The sequence below is a fragment of the Rothia nasimurium genome, from assembly GCF_004569295.1.
In the GTDB taxonomy this organism is placed as follows: Bacteria; Actinomycetota; Actinomycetes; order Actinomycetales; family Micrococcaceae; genus Rothia; species Rothia nasimurium_B.
The window spans coordinates 1-10,970 of record NZ_SPQC01000062.1 but is presented as its reverse complement, the minus strand read 5'-3'; the positions used below and the strand labels follow the sequence as shown (position 1 = coordinate 10,970).

Below are 10,970 nucleotides of genomic sequence, written 5' to 3'. Positions count from 1 at the left end.
GCGTCTTGGGTTGCTTGGTGGAATGCTGGTCGGTTGCATCAGGGTCTTGGTTATCGGACTCCGCAGGAGGTGGTTGATGGTGCTTTAGTGGTCTTATAATTGTCGGAACTAAAGCCAGTACATATCAAAGAGCAGATTAAAGCTGCTTTGGGGTCACAGGCTGAGAACTATAAGAAGGCGCTCAACTCGGATGACGTAACCCTCAAGTTCTGGCCCTCTGCTGATGATCCGCAAAAGCCTGATGTTTGCTACGAGATGATTCTTTCTTGGTCTGATGTCGTAGGTGGCGGTAACGGAACTATCACCTCAGATGAGGCAACCATTACCCCTGATGGCTACTCAGAAGAGGCCTGTGGTGGGCCGCTGAAGTCACTGGGTGGATAGCTTCACTGTAAGGCCATATAGCCAGCCCAAGACCTTTCAAAACAGTTATTTTCTGTAGCTACAAACGCTATGCAAAGACCGCACGGTTCAACCATGGCACGCTTATCACCCCCTGTTCAAAGGACACATTTCATGAAAACCTTCTCATGCTTCACCCCCGCCAGCATGAAAACCCTGGCAGTGACCGTTGCAACCGGCGCTCTGGTTCTGACCAATACCGTTGCAGCTCATGCCGCCTACAACCCTGGCTTTACCCCTAACTTCGACAACCCGGCAACCACTCCGCTGAACAATATCGCCGGTATTATCCTGGCCGTCTCTCTGATTCTGACCGGTATTCTTGCCATCTGCGCCGTGACCCTGTTCATCATCGGTAAGGTCTTCCACCAGGGCAAGGCCCAGGAAAAGGGTCTGTCCATCATCCTATGGGCTTTGGCCGGTGCGGTCGCCCTGGTGTCTATCTCAGGCATCATCTACTGGGCTACCTCGGACTTTCAGATTAACTTCGGCTAAACCCCACTAGGCACTAGGTAGAGAGCAGAGTAAGACAGTGTCGTTCTTCGACTTTTTCAAATCATCAGGCGAGTCCTGGAATGAGCTCATTGGGCGACTCTTTGTCGATGCCAATGACTCGCTGACCACAGCTTTCAGTAGCTCTAACATCGATGAGAGCTGGTGGGCCGCTGTTGTTGGTTCACCGTCCACTCCCGGTATGCTCTCTACCTGGTTGCCTGTTATCGCCGCTTTCGCTGCGGTAGTTTCATCCGCCCAAATCGTTTTGAGCGCTTTCAGGGGCTCAGGTATCGGTATCCTGCGCGGTGGTATCGGTGCTGTTTTCAGTATTCCCATGATGTACGTATCTGTGATTCTGATTCAGCTTCTTTCTGCTGGTATTGACGCGGTGACCAGCTACATCATGCTGATGGGTGCAACGGATAACGCCAATGTCTTCATGCGTATCTTCGGCGTTCAGATTCAGGACGGCGAGTTCGTGGGCGTGAACTCCAATTACCGGATGTGGGCGGATGTTGGGGGCGGTGGCGGCAGTCTGGCAATGCTTGTACCGGTGGGGCTGGCTTTTATTATTTGGCTGATGTCTTTCTTCTTGGGCGGTGTGATGGCGCTGCGCTCACTAGGTGTTGTTATCTTGGCGTCTATGGCAGGTTGGGCTGTTACCGCCCTATCGAGTGAATTTACTAAGGGCTGGTTCTCGGCCTGGCTCAAAATCATTACGGGCCTGCTCTTGGCCAAACCGTTTGCCGCTGCTGTACTGGTGATGTCTTCGACGGTCTTCAATCATTCAGACTCAGGTGCTCAGTTCTTTGCTGGTTTTGCTGGTCTTTTTATTGCTATCTGTATGCCCTTTGCGGTTATTAGCTTCATTTCCTTTACCTCTGCTGGTGCCGTCCGTGAGCAGGATCAGGCCTTTGGTGCTTCTGGTTCTATGGTCGCTCGTGGCGTTGTTCGCGGTGGCTCTGCTCTTTCCCGTATCCGCCGCCGTTAAGAAAAGGTCTGGCACATCATGATGGAAGAAAAAGTTGAACTGACTCCGGTTCGTATTCCCCGCCAGGAAAAGGGTGGCATCATCCTTGGCCTTTCGCTGCTTCCCCTGCTGGCCGTTGGGTTCTCTATCGCGGCGGCAATGACAACTCTCTTTGTCCTTCCCTTTCCTGCTTCAGTGGTGGTTTTCTTCCTCTGGCTGGTTGTGGGTGCAATTTTTGGTTGGGTTCGCATTAAGAACCGCACTCTCTTTGAATGGATTCCTGCATTGATTCGAGCACTGGTAAAACGGCTGACTGGCCAGACTAAATATGTTCGTCCCTCAGAAAAAGCAGATATGGCTGCTGATATGTCAGCGCTTGACCGTATCCGTAAAGCTGATGAGAAAGCTCGGGCTGAAGCTATCGAATGGAATGAGCCTATTCCTGGGAAGACTCCTGAACCTATCAAGTTCACTTTGCCCGGTATTGCTAATGAGTTTCAGCTGTACCAGAGCCCTGCCGGTCGCGGCGTGCTCCATGACCCGGTGAACAAGCGGGCGGTGCTGACGCTACTGGTGAAGAACACTAAGAGCTTTGACCTGCAAGACGAATCGGTTAAGGCCACTCGTATTACCGATTACGGCAACCTCTTGGATGTTGTGCTGGCTAACCGGCTGGTAGAGGCTGTTATCCCTACCGATACGACGTCTTTGCAGAGTGATACTGATTCGCTGGAATATTTCCGTGAGCAGAAGCGTCTGAACCAGGCCGCTGATCTGAACCCGATTGCTACTCAGGGCTACGAGGACTACCTGACCCGCAACCTGATGACCTATCACATGCAGTATTACACCGTTGTACTTTCAATCGGCATGATGCGCTCACTCATTAAAGAGCACGGTTCAAACATGAGCGGTCTACTGAGCGCGGTAGATGCTGTGTGTGACTCGATTGATCAGGACTTCTCTTCTAACAACACGGCTGTAGAGCACTGGCTTAGTGCTATGGAGCGTCGAGATGTGGTCTACGAGAACTTCACCTTGAACCCGAACGAGCCCATCATTGGCGCTCATGCGTATTGGTCAAAGCTGCGTGCTAATGCTTGCTGGCACCGTTCGTATGTGATTGAAGAATGGCCGCAGAAAGAAATCACCCCAGGGTTCATGTCTAAGGTGACTAAAGACCTGGACTTTAGGCACTCAGTCTCTATCGTCTACGAGGCTGGTTACTCCGATGAGGCGCTGCGTAAGGTCAACCACGCGATTCAGGATAAGAATATCGCCCTGCGTATTAAGGAGAAGTCTGGCCAGCGTGTTTCTTTGGAAGACACGACGGAGATGGAAGACCTCGAACAGCGCGAGACGGAGCTTGTCGCTGGTTACGGGGAAGTGATGATGCGCGGCTTCATGTCAATTACCGCTACCAGTGAGGAAGAACTGGAACGCTACCACAGCGACGTCATGTCAGCAGCTAAGCGCGCTGGGCTGGTGATGTACGAGTGCTGGGATCAGCAGTTCGCCGGCTTCTTAGCTGCTGGGTGCCTAGTGGGTGTAGGCATCGACTAGGGCAGAGCAACGAGATCAAGGATTTTAGAGGGCATCACATGAATGAGCAGATGAAAGACCGGGAAGTACCTCAAGAGCTGGGGTTCGTATCGGCACAGTTTCCCGGTGAGAGCCGGGCTGTCAAAAAGGACTACAAGCAGGTTCGTAAGGTCATGCGGAAGTCCTTTGAGCGCGAGGTAAAGCACCAGCGGGCCCACTTCTTACCGGGCACCCGGTACGGGGCAAAGGGGGCTAAACGTGCCAACAATATGCGCGGGGATTTGAAGCTAGCCGGTAAGAAGCGTCGTTTGACCTCCTATAACGCGGCAGTGACCTACCTGTTTACTGCCTCATCGACGTTCGGTATTCCTGGGGTCTGTATGGGAGAGGACAAATCAGGTGCAGGTGGCTTCTTCTTTGACCCTTGGGAGTTCTACAACGCTGGGGTGTTCAAGGGCATGGCTATGACGGTCTTCGGCGTTGTGGGGCAGGGAAAATCAACCTTGGTGAAGTCTTTTACGTCCCGTCAGGTGCAAATCGGACGTCGTGCCTCGGTGATGAGTGACCGAAAAGGTGAATGGGACATCGTTGCTGCGTATTTGGGAGGGGTGACCATCCGTATTGGGTCGGGCCAGGACACCCGCATTAACCCGCTCGATGAGGGCAACCGTCCTTCAAAGGATACGAACGGCGCTGTGATGAGTGATGAGAAGTGGGCCAAGATGGTTCGCCAGCGCCGGTTCGCTTTGCTTCGAGCCATTGCTGAGATTCTCAAGGGTGACTCTTTGAACTCCACCGAGCGCCTGGTGCTGGGCTCAGCGCTTGCTACTGCTGTTCAACTAGCAGAATCTGAACAGCGTACCCCGATTATTCCTGATGTGGTTTCTGCCCTGGACACCATGCGCCGCGAGGGTATGGAGGAGCACCTGAAAGAGCGTAAGGCTGCTATCGCCACCATGCACGATACCTTTTTGGGTCTTGTGTCTACTGGTATGGGTACGGGCACTGAGGCTAACTCTGAGAACGATATTTCAGGCATGTTCGATGGTGAGTCCACGGTTCAGTTCGATGTGACCGCGCCGATTGTCACCTTCAATACTTCTGGGCTGGAGGGCCTTTCCTCGGAGGCTCGCAAGATTGCCCACGCTTGTATTCAGACCTGGGCTGAAGCTGCTATTACCTCGAACGATTTTGGTAAGCGACTGGTGATCTACGAAGAGGGCCTGGAGGTGCTGGATGATATTGGTTCTCTTAACCGCATGATTGTCCAGTACAAGCTGGCCCGCCATTACGGCATTTTCAACATCCTGGTTCTGCATAAGCTCACTGACTTGAACCTGGCGGGTGATGAGGGCTCTAAGGCTCGGGCTGCGGCGTTCTCTTTGTTGGGTGATTCACCGATTCGCGTGATTTACCGGCAGGAGGCAGAGGAAGAGAAACTGGTGCGCGAGAAGCTGGGTTTGACTGCTCGTGAGTGGCAGAAAGTCTCGGGGTTTTCTTCTGGCCGGGGTCTGTGGAAACTTGGGGATCATTCCTTTGAGGTGCAGAACACCATGACCGCTCCGGAGCGTCCGGTGTTTGATACGAACAAATCTATGGGTATTGCCCGTGAAGAGAAGAAGCAGGAGGCATAAGAGATGCGTATTCGTCCTGGCGATTGGTTGGCTTTCACCATCGTACTTATCGCTGTTTTTGGTATTGGCGGCATTCATCTGGTGCTTTCTGCTGGTTATCTGATGTCGTGCCAGATGCTGGGGCACCCGCTGGGTATGTGGAACGTGATTCCGGTGGTGAGCGCGTGGGGAGATGCCTCGGTGGTGCCGGGCCAAGTTTGTGTGCCAAGCCGTGGGCTGATTCAGGTGCTTGCGGTGATCTATATTGCGGTGGTGATTGCCACTATCGTTGCTATCTACGCTTGGGTAGAGAAGTACAAGGAGTCCGATAAGAAGCTCATTAAGGACTTGTCCTACCGCAAGGGTATTGCCCAGTACGGTGAGGTGAAAAAGAATGTGGGGGATAAGGCTCTGGCTAAAAAGGCTGGCTCTATTCGTCCTACTTTGAAGAACCCTCAGCTGATGGATGTGGGCCGTAAGCTGGGTACTTCCCAGGGGTCTAACGTGTGGCTGTCTGCTCAGGATACTTGCGCTGTGTTTGGCCCCCCGCGTTCGGGTAAGGGCGTGAACTTTGTTATCAATGAGATTCTGGACGCCCCCGGTGCGGTGGTGACCACCTCAACTCGTGGTGATAATGCGGCTGCCACGTGGAAGTTACGAGCTGCTGGCGGGGCCCCGGTTATTATTTTTGACCCCCAGGGAATTACTGGGGTGAGCACTAAGATGCGGTGGTCACCGTATCGTGGGTGTGAAGACCCGGATGTGGCCGCAAGCCGTGCTGATGCGATTGTGGGTGCTTCCGCTCTTGGTTCTAGTAGTAATAATCAGGAGTGGGCTGAATCTTCGAAGGATATTTTGACGTATTTGCTTCATGCTGCGGCTTTGGGGAAGGTGCATATTAGTGCTTTTAGCCGGTGGACTCAGTCACCTGCGTTAGCTGGTGAAGCGGTACAGATTTTGGCTCAGGCTCCGGGAGCGGTTGCTGGCTGGGCACAGAACCTTGAATCTGAAATAACGGGCGATTCAAAGATGGTGATGTCCAAGTGGATGGGTGTTAAAGGTTCCACCCGCGGGCTGGTTATTCCTAATGTTGCTGAGCTTTTTGATGTGAGTGAGGGGCAAGAATCATTAGACCCGGAGGACTTTGTTAAGCGCCGTGGCACCTTGTACTTGATTGGTACTAAGACTGGTGGCGGTGCGGTCGGGCCCCTGCTGGTGGGGATGCTCGATGATATTTATGCGGCTGCTGAGAAGATTGCGAACCGTTCACCCGGTTCCCGTCTTGATCCGCCGATGCGACTGGTGCTCGATGAGGTGGCGAATTTTTCTGTGTGGAACCGTCTACCTGAGGTTATGTCCTCTGGCGGTGGTATCGGTATTGGGGCTACATTGTATCTTCAGTCAGCGTCCCAGGCTAAAGACCAGTGGGGTGATACTGGAGGGGCTAAGATTCTGGACTCAGCTAATTTCATTGTGCAGCTGGGCAATTCAAAGGAAGTAGATAAGCTCAAGACCTTTGTTGAATGGATGGGGGAGATTGAGCTAACGAAGACCTCCTACTCTTACTCTGACCAAGGGATTACCCACAATGAGGATAAGCAGTTCCGTAACGCGGTGAGCGTGTTTGAGCTCTCTCGTTTGCCTATGGGGTACTCGTTTGTTCTGCCGAATGTGGGTAGGCCTTTGCTGATGCGCTCCACTCCGTTCTTTGAGCGGTCGGATAAGGATGAGATTAAAGCGTCCCAGAAGGTTTTTGTGAAGATGCAGGAGGCCGGGGGCAAGTTAGTGACTGACGGTGTGTGATGTCGTTAGCACGTAAACGGGGAGCCGCGCGGGTTGAGTATTATGCAGGGTATTTGCGTTCTAGCGCGTGGCTCTCGCGCAAAATCAGGTTTTATGAAGCTATTGCTGATGCTGGTTTCGTGGCCGTTTGCCAGGTTTGCGGAGCCCGTAAGAGCAAGGCGACACCCTTGGACTTGCATCACCTTTCCTACGAGGGAGTGAAGAAGCTACCTGGGGGTCAATGGGTATCGAGTGAAGCTGATGAGGATTTGATTCCCCTGTGTAGGGAACATCATCAGCAGCTCCATCAGATTCTAGATACGCGAGGACGCGATTACCGAAGCTGGTCGAGGAAGAAAGCCTCTTTATGGATTATTTACGGATTGAAAAAGAAAGTTCGAGGAACACAGTGAGTCTGGAAACAGCACAGATTTTTGGTCAGCATGATTGCTTTATGTGCCATCAAGAGTATATGGGGGCCTCGGATCGGCGTCTTATCGAGAGGGCGGCAGGGGAGTACGTGTACTTGAATGTGGCTTGCTACGAGAAAGTACGGCAGTTAGCACACCAGCACCGGGTTTCTTTAAGCGAGGGTCTGGAGCTGTTCTCGGTTCAGTTGGCGGCTGCTTTGCTGGGTGCTCGGGCGTAGGAGGGAGGATATAGATCATGGTAAATCTATCTGCATTGGGACGTTTTGGTTCTCGAGAGATTCGTCGGGAAGACGTGGACGTTGCTACATCGGGTGTCGGAGAAGAGTCGGCTACTCCTAACGTAGAGCTTGGCCTGGAGGACTGGGATGCTGAACAAAGCGACACCACTGAGGCTAGCGGTGTTCTAGAGGGCAATGACCAAGAAGTCTTGCAGTCCATGGGGGTGAATGCCCTTGATATGGAGATGGGCGGGGCCGAGGTGGAGAGCGAGGGGGCGGCTTATCGCCACCCTGGTCTTGGACAGACGGAGGAAGAGGCAAGTGCTTTTCCGTCGTTTATGGGCCAGCCGTGGCGTAATATCCCTGAAGAAGAGCGGTTAGAGGCCTGGGTCTGGTTGCGTGACTGGGTGGACTGGCTGACGCTGACCTATCACGTGACCAGTAGCCAGCTCACCAAATGTTGGTATCGGCACAGTGATGTTGTTGAGATTCTATGGGCTATGGCTAATGCTGAAGCTAAGGCATGGGCCGAGGGTACTGGGGCTCCGACGAATATGCCTTTGACCTCCTGGCAGAACTTTATCCCTGGGTGTTTGAGCCAGATTCAGGGTATGGTCAAGGCCTGTTCAATGGAGCGGTCGCATAAAGAAGGGCAACAGTGGGTTGCCGGTGAGCATCCCTTTGTACGGGCTTTGGATGAAGAGGACTGGCAGACCTTTATTACTGGGGCAGTACGAACCCTGGACGGGCCGGTGGCTGGTATTTGGCGGGCGGCAGTCAGTGACTCAGAGGGAAACGTCGTTGCCTATAGTGATGAGTTCCGTTTGGGGGGTTATGTGGTTCCTGTTCAGGCTCAGCTGGGGGATGTCTTTTTTGGGTATCGAGGGGACTCGGAGCCGACTGCTTTTGTGCGGGTATCGGGTATGGACGCCCAGATTCTGCACTGGCAGAAGAAGACTGATGCCGGGGACTGGGAAGGTGGCTTGGGCTATGAGATGCCAGGTTCTGTGCTGTCAAACGGTACAGACTCGGTTGATTATGCAGAGCTGGTAGATCCTGATGTGAAAAGTGCCGTTGGGCCCTAACGAAGTTTTATTGAGCTGTTGAAAGGAATGGTGGAGCGATGTCTATGAATCGTGAGTTTTCTGAAGAGTATATGGAGCTGATGCTGGCTATCTTGGAGGCGGCGGCTCGGGTTGCTGTGGTGACTGGGAGGGTGGTTTCTCAGCAGGTGCTGAAGCAGAGCGTGAAGCCTGCGGGGTGGCGGCCTCGCAATCAGAAAGAACGTGACTCGCATGTAGCTGTGCAGGGTAAGGACGGCAAGACTATTGGTTTTGTCGATAAAAATTCCCCGCTGGTTCAGGAGATTGAGCGACGTTCTGATACTGCCGGCGCTGGTGGGGTTTCTGAGGCCGGGGCAAGTACTCGGACTCAGGGGCAGGCTGCGGAGAAGCGGACGGAGCAGGTAGAGACTGCCCGGCAGGGTAAGGGCGCGACTTTGGCCTCTGCTCTTGCGATTGGTGGCGCTGCTTTTATTGGTGTTCATGCTGCCCGAGATCAGGGGCTTGGGGCTTCTATGAGTACGGGGCAGGTTCTGAGTGAGGCTGAGGCTAGGGCTTATATGGAAGAGGCTGGGTGGCAGTGGGTTGATGAGGGTAAACCGGTGATGGTTGAGGGTAAACCGGCGTATGTTTCAGGCCCTGGTGAGGTTGAGCTTGTGGGCGGGGTAGATGAGGTTGTTCTTGCTGAGGGGCACCTTGTTTCGGAACGTGGTTTTGAGGGGGTGGATGTGAAGGTGGCTGGGCACGGCACGATTGGTGGTGAAGAGATTGATGCGTGGGGTGCGGAGTTTCATGGCTATGGCCGAGGGAGGAGCCCCTATGGGTGAGCCTGATAGCGGTTTTGATCCTGTGGCGTTTGAGCGCCGTCCGATGTTTGAAACTGAGCATGAGCAAGTGAGCTTCGCATAGTTCGCGCGTGCTCGGGCACGGGGCCCAACTGTTCAATTTGGAACAGTTGGGCCTTTGGTGCTATCTGGTGATTCCGTCGGTGACAGCGTGTTCTCTGAGGTACTCCCTAAGAAAAGGTCGTCAGTTCGAATCTGACTGGGGGCTCGATACTCAACGCCCGTTCCGTCATCCGACGGGGCGGGCGTTTCGCCTGTTAAAAGCCAATAGAAGTCCACGCCAGTGGCCAGCGCCCAGAGCTTGACCGTGTTCTTATATGGCTCATTTTTTCCATTTTCAGCTGAACTAACAGTAGCTCTTGACATGCCTATCTTTTGGGCAAGTTCAGCCGTGCTATACCCCTTCTCAACACGCGCCTTGCGCAGCCTATCTCCCAGTGTCCAAGTAGGTATGTATCCCATAGATTTCATTGCTTCCATAGTGACAAACTTATAACATTCAACACTCGAAGCACAATGCCACCACGACATACATTTGACAAGCGTAAGATGTCGTGGAAATATTACTGCCATGCAGACCTTACAAACGTTAGATACAAGAACAGTGTCAGATGTTCTTGGGCTCTCTGTAGTCCAGGTTTGCAGGCTGGCGCGCTCTGGCGAGCTGCAACCAGTAGTCAAGGCGCCCGGGAAGCGCGGGGCCTACCTCTTCGACCCCGCTGAGGTTGAGCACTACCGCGTAATGCGCGAACTCCAAACCGCAGGAAAGCAAAGGAGCTAAAAATGACCTGGACGCTACCCACTTTCATTCTCTTGGCCTCTCTACCCGCCTTCTGGCAAGCCCTCAACACTCTTGCCGAAGCCGTAGATGCCCTCCAGACCTACCACAACACCAGAAAGGCTAAATAATGGACACCTTCGACAAGGTAGTAAAAGCAGCTGAAAAGCTAGACCTATTCAGTAACGACCTCTTCGCATCACGTTCTGCGCTCACGCCCCTAGCCGTCCTATGGGCTGGCTACACGGTAGCTGAAGCCATAAAAGAAGCGTCCCAACCAGAGATTGAGACGCTTGGAAGCTTAGAAAACCCCCTAACTCTAGATGACCTTAAGGTCCTCTAAGCCAGGATACTTCTCCCCATCGATAGCAACATCTACTTCTTCAACGGTAATACAATCAATCTTCCCAAAATCAACAATCTTGGTTTTATCCAATTGGTCGATTCTCAGAACTGAACGGTTACGAACAAGGTCGAAGAAGAAGTTTTCGGCCTCTTCCTTAGTAAGCCTGAGGAAGAGGGATTTGCTACCAAATGTAGCTTTCACGATAGTCATTTTCACCTCCTTTGTTCAGGTTAACCATAGCCTGCACAAGCCCTGTGAGCCAGCCCGGCGGCTAGTACACCAATTCCTTTCACATCTACACAAGTAATAAGAGTAAGTAGAACCCGGTTCGACTCCGGCACAGGGCACAAGGCGAATACAGCGCCTAATCAAAGCTAGAAGACTAGCAACTGTAGACCCGGCAGTAATTCCTTCTTTACGTTCCTTGAAGCCGGTAGACGGCCTTGCAAGCTGTCTACGAACTAAGAGAACGCCCTAGCAAGCCCCG

Annotated in this window: 12 protein-coding genes; 10 read left to right on the top strand and 2 right to left on the bottom strand. The window is 53.0% G+C overall.

Annotation, left to right across the window (positions count from 1 at the left end; genetic code table 11):
* Window positions 1–99 precede the first annotated feature (99 nt).
* The 8 genes from E4U03_RS11760 (at window position 100) to E4U03_RS11725 (ending at window position 9,341) form a co-directional block, all read left to right on the top strand.
* Entirely contained in the window at window positions 100–384 is a 285-nt protein-coding gene (locus tag E4U03_RS11760) for a hypothetical protein (RefSeq protein WP_135013915.1), read from the top strand.
* Window positions 385–516: 132 nt separating this feature from the next.
* A complete protein-coding gene (locus tag E4U03_RS11755; RefSeq protein ID WP_135013914.1) occupies window positions 517–897 on the top strand; it encodes a hypothetical protein in 381 nt (126 codons plus the stop codon).
* 37 nt (window positions 898–934) lie between these two features.
* A complete protein-coding gene (locus tag E4U03_RS11750) occupies window positions 935–1,888 on the top strand; it encodes a hypothetical protein (RefSeq protein ID WP_135013913.1) in 954 nt (317 codons plus the stop codon).
* A gap of 18 nt (window positions 1,889–1,906) precedes the next feature.
* Window positions 1,907–3,430: an SCO6880 family protein gene (locus E4U03_RS11745; RefSeq protein ID WP_135013912.1), complete on the top strand. Its 1,524-nt coding sequence runs from the start codon at window positions 1,907–1,909 to the stop codon at window positions 3,428–3,430.
* A gap of 38 nt (window positions 3,431–3,468) precedes the next feature.
* On the top strand, window positions 3,469–5,043 hold the full coding sequence (locus E4U03_RS11740; protein ID WP_135013911.1) for a conjugal transfer protein TraC: 1,575 nt from the start codon (window positions 3,469–3,471) through the stop codon (window positions 5,041–5,043).
* A gap of 3 nt (window positions 5,044–5,046) precedes the next feature.
* Window positions 5,047–6,825, top strand: a complete 1,779-nt coding sequence (locus E4U03_RS11735; protein WP_135013910.1) for a type IV secretory system conjugative DNA transfer family protein — start codon at window positions 5,047–5,049, stop codon at window positions 6,823–6,825.
* 645 nt (window positions 6,826–7,470) lie between these two features.
* Complete coding sequence (locus tag E4U03_RS11730; protein ID WP_135013909.1) at window positions 7,471–8,538, top strand: hypothetical protein; 1,068 nt, start codon at window positions 7,471–7,473, stop codon at window positions 8,536–8,538.
* Window positions 8,539–8,582: 44 nt separating this feature from the next.
* Window positions 8,583–9,341 (top strand): hypothetical protein, encoded by a 759-nt coding sequence (locus E4U03_RS11725; RefSeq protein WP_135013908.1) that lies wholly within the window; start codon window positions 8,583–8,585, stop codon window positions 9,339–9,341.
* Between the two features lie 114 nt (window positions 9,342–9,455).
* Here E4U03_RS11725 and E4U03_RS13830 read toward each other — a convergent pair whose 3' ends face one another.
* On the bottom strand, window positions 9,456–9,821 hold the full coding sequence (locus E4U03_RS13830; protein WP_416220633.1) for a helix-turn-helix domain-containing protein: 366 nt from the start codon (window positions 9,819–9,821) through the stop codon (window positions 9,456–9,458).
* Between the two features lie 321 nt (window positions 9,822–10,142).
* Here E4U03_RS13830 and E4U03_RS13600 point away from each other — a divergent pair, with 321 nt between their 5' ends.
* Window positions 10,143–10,268 (top strand): hypothetical protein, encoded by a 126-nt coding sequence (locus E4U03_RS13600; protein ID WP_265588597.1) that lies wholly within the window; start codon window positions 10,143–10,145, stop codon window positions 10,266–10,268.
* The gene (locus E4U03_RS11715) at window positions 10,268–10,480 is read left to right on the top strand and encodes a hypothetical protein (protein WP_135013906.1); all 213 of its coding nucleotides are present in this window, start codon (window positions 10,268–10,270) and stop codon (window positions 10,478–10,480) included. The genes E4U03_RS13600 and E4U03_RS11715 overlap by 1 nt, the downstream gene beginning before the upstream one ends.
* On the opposite strand, the gene E4U03_RS11710 is transcribed toward E4U03_RS11715, so the two are convergent.
* Entirely contained in the window at window positions 10,457–10,693 is a 237-nt protein-coding gene (locus E4U03_RS11710) for a hypothetical protein (RefSeq protein WP_135013905.1), read from the bottom strand. The two genes, E4U03_RS11715 and E4U03_RS11710, sit on opposite strands and share 24 nt — an antisense overlap.
* Window positions 10,694–10,970 lie beyond the last annotated feature (277 nt).

Coding starts and splice junctions, on each gene's coding strand:
- E4U03_RS11755 (WP_135013914.1), top strand. CDS start 517: ATGAAAACCTTCTCATGCTTCACCCCCGCCAGCATGAAAACCCTGGCA.
- E4U03_RS11725 (WP_135013908.1), top strand. CDS start 8,583: ATGAATCGTGAGTTTTCTGAAGAGTATATGGAGCTGATGCTGGCTATC.
- E4U03_RS11735 (WP_135013910.1), top strand. CDS start 5,047: ATGCGTATTCGTCCTGGCGATTGGTTGGCTTTCACCATCGTACTTATC.
- E4U03_RS11745 (WP_135013912.1), top strand. CDS start 1,907: ATGATGGAAGAAAAAGTTGAACTGACTCCGGTTCGTATTCCCCGCCAG.
- E4U03_RS13600 (WP_265588597.1), top strand. CDS start 10,143: ATGACCTGGACGCTACCCACTTTCATTCTCTTGGCCTCTCTACCCGCC.
- E4U03_RS11715 (WP_135013906.1), top strand. CDS start 10,268: ATGGACACCTTCGACAAGGTAGTAAAAGCAGCTGAAAAGCTAGACCTA.
- E4U03_RS13830 (WP_416220633.1), bottom strand. CDS start 9,821: ATGGGATACATACCTACTTGGACACTGGGAGATAGGCTGCGCAAGGCG.
- E4U03_RS11740 (WP_135013911.1), top strand. CDS start 3,469: ATGAATGAGCAGATGAAAGACCGGGAAGTACCTCAAGAGCTGGGGTTC.
- E4U03_RS11710 (WP_135013905.1), bottom strand. CDS start 10,693: ATGACTATCGTGAAAGCTACATTTGGTAGCAAATCCCTCTTCCTCAGG.
- E4U03_RS11730 (WP_135013909.1), top strand. CDS start 7,471: ATGGTAAATCTATCTGCATTGGGACGTTTTGGTTCTCGAGAGATTCGT.